Source organism: Pseudomonas sp. 10B238 (assembly GCF_000970615.1).
Classification (GTDB): Bacteria; Pseudomonadota; Gammaproteobacteria; order Pseudomonadales; family Pseudomonadaceae; genus Stutzerimonas.
In genome coordinates this window covers 206,664-223,552 of record NZ_KQ033935.1, presented here as the reverse complement: position 1 = coordinate 223,552, position 16,889 = coordinate 206,664, and the positions used below count along the sequence as shown (strand labels likewise).

Annotated in this window: 11 protein-coding genes and 1 tRNA gene; 11 read left to right on the top strand and 1 reads right to left on the bottom strand. The window is 60.9% G+C overall.

Translation table 11 applies throughout. The features are described from left to right. Positions 1-69 precede the first annotated feature (69 nt). The 3 genes from RT21_RS15255 (at position 70) to RT21_RS15245 (ending at position 5,714) form a co-directional block, all read left to right on the top strand. Positions 70-4,815: a PAS domain S-box protein gene (locus RT21_RS15255; protein WP_082082166.1), complete on the top strand. Its 4,746-nt coding sequence runs from the start codon at positions 70-72 to the stop codon at positions 4,813-4,815. 64 nt (positions 4,816-4,879) lie between these two features. Beyond that, positions 4,880-5,188, top strand: coding sequence for a DUF2388 domain-containing protein (locus RT21_RS15250; RefSeq protein ID WP_045431483.1), 309 nt, complete (start codon positions 4,880-4,882; stop codon positions 5,186-5,188). Between the two features lie 100 nt (positions 5,189-5,288). Further along, complete coding sequence (locus RT21_RS15245; RefSeq protein WP_045423316.1) at positions 5,289-5,714, top strand: OsmC family protein; 426 nt, start codon at positions 5,289-5,291, stop codon at positions 5,712-5,714. A 60-nt stretch (positions 5,715-5,774) separates the two neighbouring features. On the opposite strand, the gene RT21_RS15240 is transcribed toward RT21_RS15245, so the two are convergent. Then, positions 5,775-6,875, bottom strand: a complete 1,101-nt coding sequence (locus RT21_RS15240; protein ID WP_046163374.1) for a TRAP transporter substrate-binding protein — start codon at positions 6,873-6,875, stop codon at positions 5,775-5,777. 194 nt (positions 6,876-7,069) lie between these two features. On the opposite strand from RT21_RS15240, the gene RT21_RS15235 reads away from it, so the two are divergent. From RT21_RS15235 to RT21_RS15195, 8 genes are all read left to right on the top strand, one after another. Further along, positions 7,070-7,615 carry a TRAP transporter small permease subunit gene (locus RT21_RS15235; RefSeq protein WP_046163373.1) on the top strand — a complete coding sequence of 182 codons (546 nt, stop codon included), beginning with the start codon at positions 7,070-7,072 and terminating at the stop codon, positions 7,613-7,615. After that, positions 7,608-8,984 (top strand): TRAP transporter large permease, encoded by a 1,377-nt coding sequence (locus tag RT21_RS15230; RefSeq protein WP_046163372.1) that lies wholly within the window; start codon positions 7,608-7,610, stop codon positions 8,982-8,984. The genes RT21_RS15235 and RT21_RS15230 overlap by 8 nt, the downstream gene beginning before the upstream one ends. 92 nt (positions 8,985-9,076) lie before the next feature. After that, positions 9,077-10,309 (top strand): methyltransferase, encoded by a 1,233-nt coding sequence (locus RT21_RS15225; protein ID WP_046163371.1) that lies wholly within the window; start codon positions 9,077-9,079, stop codon positions 10,307-10,309. Between the two features lie 75 nt (positions 10,310-10,384). Further along, positions 10,385-10,460, top strand: a tRNA-Thr gene (locus RT21_RS15220). 219 nt (positions 10,461-10,679) lie between these two features. Next, positions 10,680-12,338 carry a diguanylate cyclase domain-containing protein gene (locus RT21_RS15215; RefSeq protein ID WP_046163370.1) on the top strand — a complete coding sequence of 553 codons (1,659 nt, stop codon included), beginning with the start codon at positions 10,680-10,682 and terminating at the stop codon, positions 12,336-12,338. Between the two features lie 674 nt (positions 12,339-13,012). Continuing rightward, entirely contained in the window at positions 13,013-13,774 is a 762-nt protein-coding gene (locus tag RT21_RS15205; RefSeq protein WP_045423292.1) for a TerC family protein, read from the top strand. 725 nt (positions 13,775-14,499) lie between these two features. Next, positions 14,500-15,828: a flippase gene (locus RT21_RS15200; RefSeq protein WP_046163369.1), complete on the top strand. Its 1,329-nt coding sequence runs from the start codon at positions 14,500-14,502 to the stop codon at positions 15,826-15,828. Beyond that, complete coding sequence (locus RT21_RS15195) at positions 15,825-16,883, top strand: nitroreductase family protein (protein ID WP_046163368.1); 1,059 nt, start codon at positions 15,825-15,827, stop codon at positions 16,881-16,883. Before RT21_RS15200 ends, RT21_RS15195 begins: the two co-directional genes overlap by 4 nt. Positions 16,884-16,889: the final 6 nt, after the last annotated feature.

The window sequence follows — 16,889 nt, the reverse complement described above, 5'->3', positions numbered from 1 at the left end:
TCTTGCATAGCCACAACCGCCTGCATCTGCGCCGCCGCCTAGCCATTGCAAGCGCTCGGTCGCCGCAGCATGGACACCAAGATCGTTGCCGCCACGGATAGCCGAGCAAACGTTTTGAAGAAGAAAAACACAAGCAATACATGGAACGAAGCTGACCGACTGGCAGCCCTGGCCCGATACCGCATTCTCGACACCCCCGCCGAGGCGGCTTTCGATGATCTGGTGCTGCTTGCCGCCGAGCTGTGCACCACCCCCAGCGCCGCCATCGTGTTCGTCGACAAGGACCGCCAATGGGTAAAGGCCTCGGTCAACATCGAAGGTGGCAACCGCCCTCGAGACGAGGCGCTCTGCGCCCGCGCCATCGGCGGCAGCGAACCGCTGGTGATCGAGGACCTGACCAAAGAGCCGCTGGCCAACGGCATGACGGGCTTCTATGCCGCAGCGGTATTGCGCACTGCTGATGGTCTGCCGCTCGGCACACTATGTGTTCTGGACAGCCAGCCGCGGCAGCTGTCGGAGCGCCAGCGCGCCCATCTGGAGGCATTGGGCCGTCAAGTCATGGCCCTGCTGGAGCTGCGTCGCAGCCGTGAAGCCAACGAGCGCAACCGGCAGATCATCGACAGCGCAGTCGACTACGCAATTCTCACCACCGACGCCCAGGGCCTCATCACCAGCTGGAACCAGGGCGCCGAACGCATCCTCGGCTGGCAACCGCACGCCGCGATCGGCAGCCACGCCTCGCGATTCCACGTGGAAGAAGACGTGGCCAGCGGCGTGCTTGACAAGGAAATGGCAACCGCGGCGCGCGATGGTTCGGCGATGAACGAACGCTGGCATGTGCGAAAGGATGGCAGCCGCTTCTGGGCCAGCGGGGCGCAAATGCCGCTCAAGGATGATCACGGTCGGCACCTGGGTTTCGTCCATATCTTGCGCGACCTGACCGAACGCCTGCATGAACAGGCAGCCATTCGCCAAGCTGAAGAGCGCTACCGGGCCCTGGTCGACCTGAGCCCTCAGGTCATCTGGCAGTGCGATGCTGACGGGCAGTTAATCTTTTGCAACAGCTACTGGTGTGACTTTACCGGCCTGAGCGCCGAAGCCTCGGCTGGCATGGGCTGGCTTTCAGCGGTGGCGCCGGGTCACCGCGACGCCGTACTGAAGCAATGGCGAGGCGCTCTGAAATCCGGCCAGGCCGGCAGCTTCGAAGTCCCGCTGCTGGCAGCCGACGGCAGCCAACGCTGGTTCCAGGGCAGCGGCGCGCCCGTGTACGACTGCGACTGCCGGCTGCTGCACTGGGTATTGGTCGCGCAGAACATTCATGAGCGACGCCTGGCCGAGATCAAACGGCTGGAAAGCGAGGCATTCACCCGTAGCTTGCTGGACGCGGCAAGCGAAGGCTTTTATTCCATCGACACCAAGGGGTTGGTCACCCTGTGCAACGAGGCATTCGTCGGGCTACTCGGATTTTCCAGCAAAGAAGACGTGCTTGGCCGGCAGCTGCATCCGCTTATTCACCATAGTCATCCGGACGGCTCACCCTATCCGCTGGAGGAATGCCCGATTCTGCGCACCGCCACGACCGGCGAGCCGGCACACGTCGAGTACGAGCTGTTCTATCGCGCGGACGGTACCAGCCTGCCGGTGGAATACCGGGTCGCGCCGTTATACCGGGACAGGGTGCTGCATGGGGCGATCTGCACCTTCACCGACATCAGCGAGCGGACCCGCGGCGAGGCCCAGCAATCCTACCTGCTCGAGTTGAGCGACCGCCTGCAGGACAGTGGTAGTCGTATCGAGCTGGCCGACATGATGGCCGATCGGCTTGCCCAGCTGATGGGGGCGGAATGCATCTATCAAGGGCATGTGGACGAGCGCGACGGCCTGATCATCGATCAGCACTGGCCACCGGGCCCCGGCAACTCTCGGTCCGCCTCCTACACGCTTGGAAGCTGTGCACGGACGTTACGCCTGCGCTTATCGCAAGGCCTTATCGTGCCGTTCGAAGACCTCCTCGACGAAGCCGATTGTCATGGCAACTGCGGCGGCCTGCATGAACACCTTGGTTACCGCAGCCTGTTGCTAGCGCCCTTGCTGGAGCAATCCGCTAACTGCGCCTTTCTGCTGTTCGGCAGCCGACAGCCACGCCGCTGGAGCCAGGCGGATATTTCACTGGTGCGCGAAGTGGCCGAACGCATCCGCGCGGCCGCTGACCGAGCGCGCGCGCGCGAGGCGTTGCTGGAAGCCGAACAGCGCGTCAGCCTGGCCAACGAGATCGCGGCGATTGGCGTCTGGGAATACGATTTTGAAGGCAACTGCCTGCACTGGGATGCCCAGCTCAAGGCACTCGCGGGCATCGCACCGAACGAACCGGCCCTGACGGTGGATCAATTCCTCGCGCGGGTGCACGCAGACGACCGCCACGCACTTCTGCACGCCTTCCGTAACGCGCTCGACGGCGTCGGTGGCGGCGAGCTGAATCTCGAGTACAGGGTGTATGACGAGCGCAACGACCAGTTCCGCTGGCAGACCAATCGCGGTCGCCGGCTGGTAGACGGCGGTGGAAAGGTTCGCCTGCTGGGCACCGCCCGGGACATCACCGCTGAGCGCAACGCTGCGTTGAAGCTGCTGCGCATGAACGCGCTGCTCGAAGAGCAGATACAGGAACGCCAGATCGCCGAACAGCGTCAATCGGTGCTCATGGAGCTGGGCGATCTGCTGCGCGGACAACCTGACAGCATCACCATCGTCACGGCTGCCGTGCGTGCGCTGGGCACTACCCTGCAGGTGACCCGCGCGGCCTTTCTGTCCATCGACCCAGGCGGACAATACGCCACCGTCGAGCGCTACTGGAGCGACGGCGCTCTGGGTGACTACAGCGAGCGCATGTGCTTTGCCGACTATGGTGACTTCATCTACGACCTGCAGCACGACGAGCTGGTGGTGGTCGAAGACGTGCTGCATGACCCGCGCACCGCTGCACAGGCAGCAAGCCTGCGCCTGAGGCGCGTTCAAAGCCTGATCTGCGTGCCGCTGCACGAGCAGGGCGCCCTCAGCGCCGCCTTGATCCTGCTGCAGGATCGACCGCGGCAATGGGCCGAAGACGACATTTCCTTTATTCGGGAAGTCGCTGACCGCGCCTGGACGGCCGACGAGCGCATGCGCGCCGAAACTGCATTGCGCGCCAGCGAGGAGCAATTCCGCACCCTCGCCGACAACATGAGTCAGTTCGCCTGGATGGCCGATCCGGCGGGCCACATCTACTGGTACAACAAGCGCTGGTACGACTACACCGGAACCACACTGGAGGCCATGCGAGCCCTGGGCTGGCGCTCGGTCCATCATCCCGACCATCACGAGCGGGTCAGTGCTTCAATGAAACGCGCCGTGGCGATCGGCTCGATCTGGGAAGAAACCTTCCCGCTACGCGGCAAAAGCGGCCAGTACCGCTGGTTCCTGGCGCGCGCTGTACCTATTCGCGACGACTTCGGTCAGGTGACCCGCTGGTTCGGCACCAACACCGACATCACGGCACAGGTAACCGCCGAAGAAGCGCTGCGCGAGCTGAACGACAATCTGGAACGGCGCGTCGCTGAGCGCACGCGCGAGCTGGCCGAGATCAACCATCTGCTACATCTGGAAATGGGCGAACGCGAGCGCGCCGAGGACACCCTGCGCCATGCACAGAAGATGGAAGCCATCGGCCAGCTGACAGGCGGCCTCGCCCACGACTTCAACAACATGCTGACCGGGGTGCTGGGCGCCCTCGACCTGATCCAGCGCCGGGTCGCCAACGGTCAGGCCAACGAGCTTGGTCGCTACGTTGATGCTGCGGCCAGTTCGGCCAATCGCGCCGCGGCATTGACCCATCGCCTGCTGGCCTTCGCCCGGCGCCAGTCGCTGGATCCGCAACCGGTGAACGTCAACCTGTTGGTCGAGTCGATGGAGGACATGCTGCGCCGCACCATGGCCGAGCACATCGAGTTCGATACCCGCCTGCAGGACAGCCCCTGGCTGGCCTACACCGATGCGCACCAGCTCGAGAACGCCCTGCTCAACCTGGTGATCAACGCGCGCGACGCCATGAGCGAAGGCGGCAGGCTGATCATTCAAACCGGCTCGGTACAGATCAATACACCGCAGCCAGACGGCCCCGAACCCGGCGAATACGTCACGCTCAGCGTGGCCGACAATGGTTCGGGCATGCCAGCCGAAGTGGTTGCCAAGGCATTCGACCCGTTCTTCACCACCAAACCGATCGGCCAGGGCACCGGCCTCGGGCTTTCGATGGTCTATGGCTTCGTCAAGCAGACTGGCGGCCATGTACGCATCGACAGTACACCCGGGCAAGGCACGCTGATCACCTTGTTCCTGCCGCGCAACCGGACACAGCCTGCGCACATCGAAGAGCAAGCTAGCAAACCGGTGGCCGTCAGCGGCGCGCAGGCCGACGAAACCGTACTGGTGGTCGAGGATGAAGCCGCGGTGCGCATGCTGGTGGTCGAGGTCCTGCAAGAGCTTGGCTACCAGGTCCTCGAAGCAGTGGACGGTAACAGCGCACTGCCGCATCTGACGGGTACACAACGTATCGACTTGCTGGTCAGCGATATCGGACTGCCCGGAATCAGCGGGCGTCAGCTGGCAGAAATCGCGCGCCAGCACCGACCGGACCTGCACGTGCTGTTCATCACCGGTTATGCGCCGAACGCACAGGTACGCGGCGAGTTCCTCGGCCCCGGAATGGATATGCTGGCCAAACCCTTCAGCATCGACATGCTCGGCGCCAAGGTTCGCCAACTGATTGAACGCAGCGGATAGCGTCCAAGGAACTCTGCTGATCGCTCTGCACTCTCTAATGGAGGATCAAGCAGAGGCATCCATCATGCGCAAAACACTCCTGGCAGCCGTGACCCTGAGCTGTATCCCTTTTGGTGCGGCGACGGCGGACGACGGGTTTGTCCGGCAGATTCTATCGTCGGGCGCGACCACCGCTTCCACTTACATGACGTTCCGCGACGACAAGCTGGTCGCCGCGGCACGGGAAGACGCAAGCAGTTTCGTGGCCAGCGATGGCGCCATCCGTGGCCCCTATCTCGAAGCGATGCTGGTGAAACTGCGCAGCGAGCAACCGCAACTACAGGCCAGCGACATGCAGCTGGCGAGCGCGATCCTCGCAGCCGAACAACACTAGGTGACGCAACGCCGGCCAGCCGGACGGTGATGTCGCTCCGCATGCAGCCAAGCGGCAGACCGCGTCGCCATTCGTCCACCCGCAGCATTCGGAGAATCCCATGAAGAAAACCGCATCCGCCGTCTGGCAAGGTGACTTGAAAAGCGGCAAAGGCACCATCAGCACCGAAAGTGGCGCGCTGAAAGACAACCCCTACGGCTTCAACACCCGTTTCGAAGGCGCTCCTGGCACCAACCCGGAAGAATTGATTGGCGCAGCACACGCCGGTTGTTTCTCTATGGCGCTGTCGATGATGCTCGGTCAAGCCGGACTGACTGCCGAGCGCATCAACACCACCGCAGAAGTCACCCTGGACAAGGACGACAAAGGCTTCTCCATTACCGCAATCGCCCTGACGCTCAAAGCCAAGGTGCCGGGCACCGATAACGAGCAGTTCCAACAGATCGCCAACCAGGCGAAGGAAGGCTGCCCGGTATCGCGCGTGCTCAATGCACAGATCAGTCTGGACGCGACCTTGGAAAACTAATTCCACGCAAACGAAAACGCTGCCTCATCGGGCGGCGTTTTCGTTCATGCGGTTGGTGGATCAGCCGCGGATGTTGTAGATGTCCTTCTCGTTCAGCTCGGCGTATTCGTACAAGCGATTGAGATAGGCACTCTGCTGTTCCCAGACTTTGCTGGCGACGGGATCGGCAGCGGCGGAAGCATCGACCACCTCGGCAGCCACTTCCCTCAGACGGGCCAATACTTCGTCCGGCAGGCGGCGAACTTCAACGCCCTGCGCGCGCAGCTGCTCCATAGCCTCCATGTTCTTCGCGTTGTAGTCGTCGAGCATGTCTCCGTTGACGGCACGGGCCGCGGCACGAACGATGGTCTTGAGATCGTCCGGCAGGGTTTCCCAAGCCTTCAGGTTGACGTCCAGTTCGAAGGTGACGTTCGGCTCCTGCCAGCCTGGTGTGTAGTAGTACTTGGCAGCCTTATGCAGCCCCAGCGCCAGATCGTTGTACGGGCCAATCCACTCGGTGGCATCGATGGCACCGGTCTGCAGCGCCGTGAAGATTTCACCGGCCGGCATGTTGACCACCGTCCCGCCCATCTTGGTCAGCACTTCGCCGCCCAGGCCGGGGGTACGCATCTTCAGGCCTTGGAAGTCATCAACCGAGTTGATTTCCTTGTTGAACCAGCCCGCCGTCTGCACGCCCGTCGCACCGCAGGCCATGGGCAGTACGCCGAATGGTTTGTAGACCTCTTCCCATAGCTTCATGCCGCCGCCGTGATGCAGCCAGGCGTTCATTTCCTGAGCATTGGGGCCAAATGGCAAAGCGCAGAAGAACTGAGCGGCCGGGACCTTGCCTTTCCAATAATAGGGCGCACCATGACCCATCTCGGCCGTACCACGGGACACCGCATCGAACACTTCCAGTGCCGGGACCAATTCTCCAGCGGCATACACCTTGACCGTGAGCCGGCCATCGCTCATTTCGTTGACCAACTTGGCGAAGTTTTCTGCGCCAACGCCTACACCCGGGAAGTTCTTCGGCCAGGAGGTGACCATCTTCCAGTTGAATTTCTCGGTGCTTGCGGTGCCTTCGGGCTTGGCAGCGGTTTCGGCTTCCTTATTGCAACCGGCCAGTGCGGTTGCGGCCAGACCAACGCCAGCGGCGGCCAGAATTTGACGACGTTTCATGAGTCACTCCTTGTTGTTGTAATGCTGAATGTCGGAACCCCGAAATCAGGTAGTTCTAGCTATCATATGGCTATCTCTCACTCAAGCGCCGTGACTACGTACAGGCACTACGTACGTAGTACTGCCGGTTGCGACACCTTCGCACAGCCGCCTAGAATCGCCGGCCGCCTGGCCATAACAATAAAGGATCTGCCATGTCGAAACATGCCCCTCCACTGCTCGGTCTCGCCAGAGTGATCGACGCCGTGAACGCTCGCTTCGGACAGGCCTGCGCCTGGCTGACCCTGTTTCTGGTCATCGGAACCGCCATCGTCGTGGTGCTGCGCTACGGGTTCGGCATCGGCGCAACTGCGTTGCAGGAAGCCGTCCTCTACGCACACGCGCTGGTGTTCATGGGTGCCGCCGCCTGGGTTCTGCAACGCAACGGCCATGTCCGCGTCGACATCTTCTATCAGCGTTTCACCCCACGCTACCAGGCATTGGTCGAAGTGCTCGGCACCCTGCTGTTTCTCTTGCCTGTCTGCCTGTTTCTCGGCTGGGCAAGCTGGGACTATGTCGCCAACTCCTGGGCGACGCTGGAAGGCTCCAGCGAATCGGGCGGTCTCAAGTTCGTTTACCTGCAGAAAAGCATCATCCTCGTCCTGGTGGTTTGTCTCATCCTGCAGGGCATTTCCGAAATCATCAAAGCCGCCTACACCATGGCCGGCCGCCTGCCAGAGCAGGAGGTGAAGCATGGCTGAGTTGATGGCAATACTGCTGTTCGTCAGCATCTGCGCGGCCTTGATGGCCGGCTACCCGGTCGCGTTTACCTTGGGCGGTGTTTCACTCCTGTTCGCCGGGCTCGGCATCGTTACCGGCACCTTCGATGGCGGTTACCTGAGCGCCTTGCCGAACCGTTTGTTCGGCATCATGAACAACCAGACGATGCTCGCGGTGCCGCTATTCGTGTTCATGGGCGTGATGCTGGAAAAGAGCCGGGTTGCCGAAGACCTGCTCGAATCCATGTCGCGGCTGTTCGGCACCCTGCGTGGCGGGCTGGCGATTTCCGTCTGTGTGGTGGGCGCGCTGCTCGCGGCCAGCACCGGCATTGTTGGCGCCACCGTGGTGACCATGGGCCTGCTGGCGCTGCCAACCATGCTTCGCCGCGGCTATGATCCGGCGATTTCGACCGGCACCCTCGCCGCCACGGGCACCTTGGGCCAGATCATTCCGCCGTCGATCGTGCTGGTCTTGCTGGGCGATGTCATGTCCAGCGCCTACCAGCAGGCGCAGCTGAAGATGGGTGTCTTCTCGCCGAAGACCGTATCGGTCGGGGACCTGTTCGTTGGCGCCTTGCTGCCCGGCCTGCTGCTGGTCGGCATGTATATCCTTTACATCATCGGCGTGGCCATCCTCCAACCGAAGAAACTGCCGGCCCTGCCGCAGGAAGAGCTCGGCCCGATTGAGTGGGGCAAGTTGATCAATGCGCTGGTGCCGCCGCTGCTGCTGATCAGCGCGGTGCTCGGCTCGATCCTCGCTGGCTACGCAACGCCAACTGAGGCCGCGGCGCTGGGTGCGCTCGGTGCGATGGTCCTGGCCCTCTACAAGGGCAAACTGAACTTCGGCCAGCTGCGCGAAGTGGCCTATGGCACCACCGAAATCAGCGCCATGGTGTTTCTGATCCTGATTGGCGCCTCGCTGTTCTCGCTGGTGTTCCGCGGCTTCGGTGGCGAAGTGCTGATCGAGGATGTCTTCGCTCAGCTACCTGGCGGCGTGCTCGGCGCCTTCTTCGTGGTCATGCTGGTGATCTTCCTGCTGGGCTTCATCCTCGACTTCATCGAGATCACCTTTGTGGTCGTCCCGATCGTCGGCCCGGTGTTGCTGGCCATGGGGCTCGATCCGGTGTGGCTCGGCGTAATGATTGCGCTGAACCTGCAGACCTCGTTCCTCACGCCACCTTTCGGCTTCGCGCTGTTCTACCTGCGCGGCGTGACACCGAAATCAGTGCCCACCAGCACGATCTACAAAGGCGTGGTGCCGTTCATCCTGATTCAGCTGCTGCTATTGGTGATTGCCTACCAGTTCCCTGGGCTGGTCACCTGGCTACCCGAGCAGATTTACGGCAAATAGTCCCCGCAGACGCCCGTTTCGACGGGCGTCTGGCTTTTCGGCAGCCGCTTTCGGCGCGATCATAACCATGAAGCCGCCATCGCCGAGCCCCCATGCCCACCGCCTCATTCAGCTACGCACAACTGGCCGAACGCTTTCAGCAGCTCGACGAGTTTCTGTTTCAGCACCAACTGTTGTGGCGCCCGCGTCCCTTCACGTACATGCGTCTCGGCTGGGAATCCGAACACCCTGCGCTGGCGCTTTGGTTGCGGGACCGCTCGCTGGAAGACGCTGAAGCCGCGCACAACCAGCCCGCACAGCTGCTCGCACCCGCCCCGTTTCCACAGCTGGCTGCACAGGCAATCGCCCTGAGCTGCATGGACGAGTTGCCCTCCTCACCCATCCGAAACACTGACGCGCGCCAGCTGGCCGACGTGCCCGGACGCAAGTGGCTGCAGATCCAGGCATTCGACGCGGCCCTGACGTTCAGTGAAGTCCCGCACCACTGGGTCGACTGGTGCGCAGGCAAAGGTCATCTGGGGCGCCAGCTGGTCAGGCGCGGGGGCGGGCTGACGTGCCTTGAGTGGGATCAGGCTTTGGTTACAGCCGGCGCCCACCTCAGCCAGAAGCTGAGCATCGATGCAAACCACCGACAGCAGGACGTGATGGCCGACGACGTGGCTGCACAGCTCAACCCCACCACAACGCCAATAGCGTTACATGCCTGTGGCGATCTGCACGTTCGTATGATCAACCTGAGCATCGCGCAACGCTGCCAGCAACTGGCAATCGCACCCTGCTGCTACAACCGGACCCAGACAGATCGTTACCGGCCCTTGTCGACGCTTGGGCGGCAATCAAGCCTCGAGCTCTCCCGTGACGACCTCGGCCTGCCGCTCAGCGAAACCATCACTGCCGGCGCGCGCGAACGCCGCCAGCGCGACCAGTCGATGGCCTGGCGCCTGGGTTTCGATCTGCTCCAACGTGAGCTGCGCGGCAAGAACGATTATTTGCCCACACCCTCTCTTCCCAGTAGCTGGCTGAAAAAGCGCTTCGCACAGTACTGCCGTGACCTGGCGGCGCTAAAGCAACTACCCGAACCGCCGGAGCAGAACTGGGACGCGCTCGAACGGCGCGGCTGGCAGCGCCTGGCCGAAGTACGCAATCTGGAACTGCTGCGCGGTCTGTTCCGACGGCCGGTGGAACTCTGGCTGCTGCTCGACCGCGCGCTGCTACTGGCCGAAAACGGCTATGCGGTACGCCTGGGAACGTTCTGCCCTGCCGAGCTGACACCGCGCAATCTGATGCTGATTGCCGAGCTTGAGGCGCGATTCGCAAGCACTTGAATAAACTCATGCAAACAACTGGCAACAAACAGTTTACTCGCCGCGAGCAATGGCTATAATGGCGCCCATCTTTTAGCCGGTATAGCTCAGCTGGTAGAGCAACTGACTTGTAATCAGTAGGTCCCGAGTTCGACTCTTGGTGCCGGCACCATACGAAACACTGAAAAGGCTCACCGCATGGTGGGCCTTTTTTGTTTCTGTTCGGCGCTCCCGGTGCCGGAAACACGTCGGCGATGCAGCACCGCCTTGTGAGAGGCCCAGATACCTCGTTGTGATGAATCGGGCTGGAGAATCCAGCCCTGCGGCCGACATAGCGGCGTATGACGCCAGCCTGTCTGGCGCTTTGATATCTCCCTTATGGTTTCGCTTGATGTTTCTCACACCTTTACGCAGCTTGCGAGCGCGTTTCGCCATCGTCGTCGCCCTGGTCGTATTCGTGCTCAGCTGCATTTTCGGCACCGCCATCGGTGAGTCTTCCATTTCGCGATTGAAGGAATGGACGGGGCAACAGCTCGGAGAAGCGGCTTTCTCGATGGTTGATCGCCTTGACCGCGACATGAACGGTCGCTCCAAAGAGTTGACCGTACTGAGTGAGCTCCAAGCGCTTCGCAACCCAGAAAATGTTGGTGAAGCCCGCACGCTTCTCAATCATCTGAGCGATCACTTTCCCAGCTACTCCTGGATCGGCCTCACAAACGCCAGCGGCAAGGTGGTTGCCTCCACCGATAGCCTGTTGGAGGGCGTGGACATCTCGGCCAGACCCGTATTCCTCAACGGGGTGGAAAACACCTTTATCGGTGACGTACACGAGGCGGTGTTACTGGCCAAACTGCTGCCGAACCCGTCGGGCGAGGCGATGAAGTTTGTCGACATCAGCATGCCGGTACGCGATGACTCGGGGGCCCTGGCAGGGGTGCTAGCCACTCATCTCTCCTGGGAATGGGCAGATGAGGTTGGCAGGTCATTGTTTGAACCACTGCAAAAGCGTTTGCCTGGGTTGGAGTTTCTTGTCGTTAGCAAAGACAGGACGGTGCTGCTCGGCCCGAGAGAAATGATCGGTAAGCCTATCGGAATCAAGCTCGGGGACCGTCCCGTGCAGAATTGGTCCGTTTTGCATTGGCCAGACGGCACAGAATATCTGACGGGATTCGCCGAAAGTGTCGGCTTCGAGGACTACCCCGGATTGGGTTGGACCGTCATTGCTCGCCAGCCCGCAAAGATCGCGTTTGCCGAAGCACGCCAGTTACGCGATGAGATTTTCATCTGGGGCGCCATGCTGTCCTTGGCCTTCGCCGTCATCGGCTGGTTTGTCGCGGGCATGATTACACAGCCGCTACGAGAGATCGTTGACGCAGCGGCCCGCATTTCGGAAGGGGCCGCAGTCCGGATACCGCTACTGAAAAGCACGCAGGAAGTTGAAGCCCTCAGCGTTGCGATACGGCATCTGGTGGACAGCCTGACCCGAAAAAGAAGTCAGCTGGCGTTGGTCGAAGGGATTGCCTATCGCGATACCGTGACCGGACTGCCGAACCGGGCAGCGCTGCAGAAATACGTAGAAGCTGTACGGACCGAAGAAGAACGGCAATCGAGCTTCGGCGTTCTGTGCCTGGACCTCGACGGTTTCAAGCCGGTCAATGACCTCTTTGGCCATGCCGTAGGCGATGCGCTCCTGCATGAGGTCGGGCTGCGGCTTTCGGCTTCGATCCGCGACGGAGACATCGCGGTGCGGCACGGCGGAGATGAGTTCGTCCTGCTTCTGCGCCTGCGCAAAGGCGAATCCGTGCGCAATGTGCAGCGCGCGGCCGATCGCATGATCGCCAGGCTTGCCGAGCCGGTATCGCTGGCGGGCGAATCTATCAACATCGGTTGCAGTGTCGGCGGCGCGCTCTGGTCAGGCGGTGACTTTACCGACGCACTTCGGTCAGCTGACGAAGCGCTATACCGCGCCAAAGGCGCCGGTAAGGGACGAGCGAGCTTTAGCGTTGCCAACAAGGGTGAGGCTAAGGCGCCGGCGCCGCAGGCAGTCTGATAAACCTAGGCGTGAAGGCAGCTGCCATGTTCAGCCGCTTGGCAGGGTCGACGGGAAAAGCAGGGACCGTTAGTCGGTAAGAACCAGCCCGGTAACGCCGATCGATATTCAATTTCCCGCGCTCGACCTCTGTAGAGGCCGAGCCGGTAGATCGGTCCAGAAGCTAAACAAAAGTTCAGGCGGTGGGCTTGTCCTTCGCCTCGTCTTCTTTCTGCTTTGTGCGTCCTGTTAGGAGAGTACTGGGGTTTGAGTAATCGGTGGTTCTGGCCGCCCTGTCTCGATCAGCATTCCGGTAATCGAGCAAGGCGCCCGTACCCAGTACACCGAGGCTGAGGAGTGCACACAACGCTATCTGAAAGGCGTTCATTTCGAAAACTCGAGGAATGGTGGAGAAGGTGCGCCAATACTGCCGCCCCACTATGCAATACCTGCTCCGTCCGGCAATCCATTAGATCTAGGTCGAGTAGCGACTGAAGTGTGTATGGTTTTGAGGGCTTAACGTCACTGCCGCTTCTTGCGTCGGCGCGAACACTTATCGACACAACAGCCGACCAAATGACTTGATACAAATCGGGCCGAGTGCTCGGGCCTCGCCAGGATGGTTTGTGGCTATGATTTTGCTCCCCATCCGATTCCGGCGTGGGTTCTGATCGCAAACCTTCTTGAGAGTCTTGATGGAATCGCTTATTCAGCTTTTTTCCGAACCTACCACCTGGGTGGCCCTGGCCACGTTGATTGCCATGGAGGTGGTACTTGGTATCGATAACCTAATCTTCATCTCCATCCTGACCAACAAGCTTCCCGAGCATCAGCGCGAGCGTGCCAGACGCATCGGTATCGGCTTGGCGTTGGTGCTGCGGCTGGGCCTGCTAGGTACCGTAGCCTGGATTGTTCAGTTGACCGAGCCGGTAATCGAACTGTTCGGAAACGCCTTGTCCTGGAAGGACATGATTCTGATTGCGGGTGGTTTGTTTCTGTTGTGGAAGGCCACGAAAGAAATTCACCACACCATGGACCCAACCCCTGGCGGCGACATGTTTGAGGGCAAGCCGCTCGAGAACGCGGTCACGATGGGTTTCAGTGCAGCCATCGCGCAGATACTGCTACTTGATCTCGTGTTTTCCATCGACAGCATCATTACTGCGGTGGGTATGACCGAACATGTCTCGATCATGGTGATCGCTGTCGTCGTCGCAGTGACCGTGATGCTCGTTGCCGCTAATCCGTTGGCCAAGTTCATCAACGATAACCCTACGGTTGTGATGCTCGCCCTGGGCTTTCTGATCATGATCGGCATGACGCTCATTGCCGAAGGCTTCGGCGCGCATGTACCGAAGGGCTATGTGTATGCAGCAATGGCATTCTCGGCCGGTATAGAGGTGCTGAACATACTGTCCCGACGCGCCAAGCGAAAGCAGCCTGAGTCGGCTCGTTAGAACCATTCTGTCGGTGCCCGGCCTAGCTGGGCGTACTAGGGCTGAGTAACCACAGGAGCGAGGTGAGTTCGAATGCCCAGCGCCAGCGGCCTGCACACAGCAACCGGCCATGCAATTTAGCCGCACGTATCTCCCGCACCGGTAAGCCAGAAACAAAAAAGCCCCGCATCAAACGATGCGGGGCTCTTCTGTTTGGGCTGAGTCCTGTCCCTTCGGCCGCTCCGAGCAGCGATTCCTTGCGTCAGTCCTGACGCTTCGCGAGATCCTTCGCGGCAGCCATGCACCAGCTAAAGTCACTTCGCTGGTCGCCGAGCTAGGCGTTCCATGGCACATCGAAATGGGTCAGGGAGCGGCTAGCAGCGGCAGCAGGGTTAAGAGGGGCAGTGATGGCAAAAGTTCCACTTTTAGAATGAAAAGGCCATCAGATTAATTACAGCGAGCCGAATCGGTGCTTTCGATTGGCCATCAGCCCCGACAGGCTGTGTTCAGCGAGGCAGGTTTTCGCCTAGTCATCTCACCTGTTAATCAGTCCGACATTTGCCAGCACCCGATTCGCTCTAGAGGCCCTTGGCCAGCCTTTCAGCGGATTGCACCGCGATCCATTTCCAAATGTCTGCGTCCGGAACATGCCAGACAAAACGCGGTCTGCTGTGCGTCGCCACTCCAGCGCAACTGAAGGCAATGCTTGCCACCACGGAGCCAGCCTTGAGGAGCCGAGCCACTCGATGAGCGCTATCACCACCCTCTTCCACAAACTCAAGCTGTACCTGTTCAATGCTTCATGGATGATGGCGGAGCGGCTGCTGAACATCGGCGTGGGCTTTCTCATGGCGATTGTGCTGGCCCGCTATCTGGGACCGGAACAGTTCGGGATTCTCGCTTACGCCATTTCCATGACCGCGATCTTCGCCTCGGCCGGTCACATGGGACTGGCAGGCCTGGTGGTGCGCGAGGTGGTAAAGCAGCCGGACAAGGTTCCGGAGACGTTGGGCACCACCTTCATGCTTAAGCTGACCGGCATGACCCTCGGTTTCATTCTGGTCTTCGTTTACGCGTGGATGTTCGAAGAAGTTGGCGGCACCGAGTTCTGGATGCTGCTGATCGTCGCCTCGGCGATCTTCTTCCAGACGTTTGACGTGGTGGAATACTGGTTTCAGTCCCAGGTGCAGGCCCGCTATCCGGCCATCGCCAAGTCCAGCGCAATACTGCTCTCGGCAGGCCTCAAGCTGTTGATGGTCGTCAGCGGCGCCGGCGTCATAGCCTTCGCCTTCGCGCATACCGCGCAGTTCATCATCGCCGCGGTGATCCTCGCACTGCTCTACAAAGGCACCACCACGGTCTCGCTGATGAGCTGGAAGGCCAGCTTCGCCAAGGCCAAGGAGCTGCTCAGCCAGGGCTGGATTCTCTACCTCGGTTCGATCTTCGCAGTGATCTACATGAAGATTGATCAGGTCATGCTCAAGTGGATGGTGGGTGCCGAGGAGGTGGGCGTTTATGCCGTGGCCGCACAGCTCTCCGAGGCCTGGTACTTCCTGCCGATCGCCATCGTCGCGTCGTTCTTCCCCAAGCTGATCAAGCTGCATGCGGCCGACCTGGCGCTGTTCAACAAGCGCTTCCAGCAGCTCTTCGACGTCCTGTTCATTCTCGCCATTGCCGTGGCGGTGCTGGTGTCGCTCGTCGCCGAACCTGTGATCGCCCTGCTGTTCGGCGACGAGTACCAGAACTCCGCCTCGATCCTCACCATCCATATCTGGGCCGGCGTGTTCATCTTCATGCGCGCGGCGTTCAGCCGCTGGATCCTGATTGAGGGCGCACTGATGTTTTCACTGATCACTCAGGGCCTCGGGGCGCTGGCCAATATCGGCCTCAACCTGCTGCTGATCCCTCGGTACGGCGGTGAAGGCGCCGCCATGGCCACGCTCATTTCTTATGCGGTTGCTTCGTACGCTGCACTGCTGGTGCACAAGAAGACCCGCCCGGTGTTCTACATGATGACCAAGTCAATGTTCAGCCCGGTCCGTTACGCATTCAACGCTGTAGGAGCCACCCGATGAGCCTCATGTCGCTCGCCAGAGCCTTGCCTGATCCCGTCAAGAACGCCATCAAGGCAACCCGGGACAACACTGGCCTGGCCCTGGTCCGCCTGTTTTCCTCCAGCGGCTTCCTGTCTTCTGTCTATTACTGCCTGATCAGCCGTGAGTTCGACCGGGAACACCGTGCGGTGCTGCTGGGCCGACTGCATTTCGCTCAGCGGATGCGCGGCAAGGGCGAGAACGATGCCTTCCTGCGGCGCAACGTGCATCGCCTGGAGAAGGGCTTGATCATGCGTCCGCGACGCAGCACCTTTGCCGAGGATTACATCGGCCCGACGGTTCGCTGCTATGCCGATGCGACCCGGGCCGGTGTCGTCAACGGCCAACAGCGCTGGGCCAACGATGTACTTACTGACTATTTCTCAGCCGTTGGCAGCACGCCGCGCATCGACTCGGCCAAGCGCGCCTTCACCAGCACCGAGAACCCCGACGAAACCAACCGCTGCGTGCCCTACCCCCACAGCCAACTGCCGGACTGCCCGGTCAGCTATGACGAGCTGATGGTGCTGTTCCGCCGTCGCCGCTCGGTTCGCTGGTATCAGGACAAGCCGGTCAGCAATGAGCTGATCGAACAGGCGGTAAGCGCCGCGGCTCTAGCGCCGTCGGCCTGCAACCGCCAGCCGTTTCGCTTCTATGTCAGCAACGGCAAGGAAAAGGCCGCCGAGGTCGCCAAGTGCGCCGGCGGCACGGCAGGTTTCCACGACAATTTGCCCTGCGTGATCGCAGTAGTCGGCGACCTGGGCTGCTATCCAGAGGCACGTGACCGCCACGTGGTCTATATCGACGGCTCACTGGCTGCCATGCAGCTGATGCTGGCACTGGAAAGCCTGGGCTTGTCGAGCTGCTCGATCAACTGGCCTGACGTCGAAGAAAGAGAACGTCAACTGGCGAAAATACTGGGTTTGGCCTACCAGGAGCGTACCGTGATGCTCCTCGCGGTGGGCTATGCCGATCCAACGGGAGGGATTCCGTATTCGGACAAGAAGACCGCAGACGACTTGATTGTATTCAACTGAGGTAAG

Excerpts from the sequence above, each read along its gene's own strand:
- RT21_RS15255 (WP_082082166.1), top strand. The coding sequence starts at position 70 with ATGGACACCAAGATCGTTGCCGCCACGGATAGCCGAGCAAACGTTTTG.
- RT21_RS15250 (WP_045431483.1), top strand. The coding sequence starts at position 4,880 with ATGCGCAAAACACTCCTGGCAGCCGTGACCCTGAGCTGTATCCCTTTT.
- RT21_RS15245 (WP_045423316.1), top strand. The coding sequence starts at position 5,289 with ATGAAGAAAACCGCATCCGCCGTCTGGCAAGGTGACTTGAAAAGCGGC.
- RT21_RS15240 (WP_046163374.1), bottom strand. The coding sequence starts at position 6,875 with ATGAAACGTCGTCAAATTCTGGCCGCCGCTGGCGTTGGTCTGGCCGCA.
- RT21_RS15235 (WP_046163373.1), top strand. The coding sequence starts at position 7,070 with ATGTCGAAACATGCCCCTCCACTGCTCGGTCTCGCCAGAGTGATCGAC.
- RT21_RS15230 (WP_046163372.1), top strand. The coding sequence starts at position 7,608 with ATGGCTGAGTTGATGGCAATACTGCTGTTCGTCAGCATCTGCGCGGCC.
- RT21_RS15225 (WP_046163371.1), top strand. The coding sequence starts at position 9,077 with ATGCCCACCGCCTCATTCAGCTACGCACAACTGGCCGAACGCTTTCAG.
- RT21_RS15215 (WP_046163370.1), top strand. The coding sequence starts at position 10,680 with ATGTTTCTCACACCTTTACGCAGCTTGCGAGCGCGTTTCGCCATCGTC.
- RT21_RS15205 (WP_045423292.1), top strand. The coding sequence starts at position 13,013 with ATGGAATCGCTTATTCAGCTTTTTTCCGAACCTACCACCTGGGTGGCC.
- RT21_RS15200 (WP_046163369.1), top strand. The coding sequence starts at position 14,500 with ATGAGCGCTATCACCACCCTCTTCCACAAACTCAAGCTGTACCTGTTC.
- RT21_RS15195 (WP_046163368.1), top strand. The coding sequence starts at position 15,825 with ATGAGCCTCATGTCGCTCGCCAGAGCCTTGCCTGATCCCGTCAAGAAC.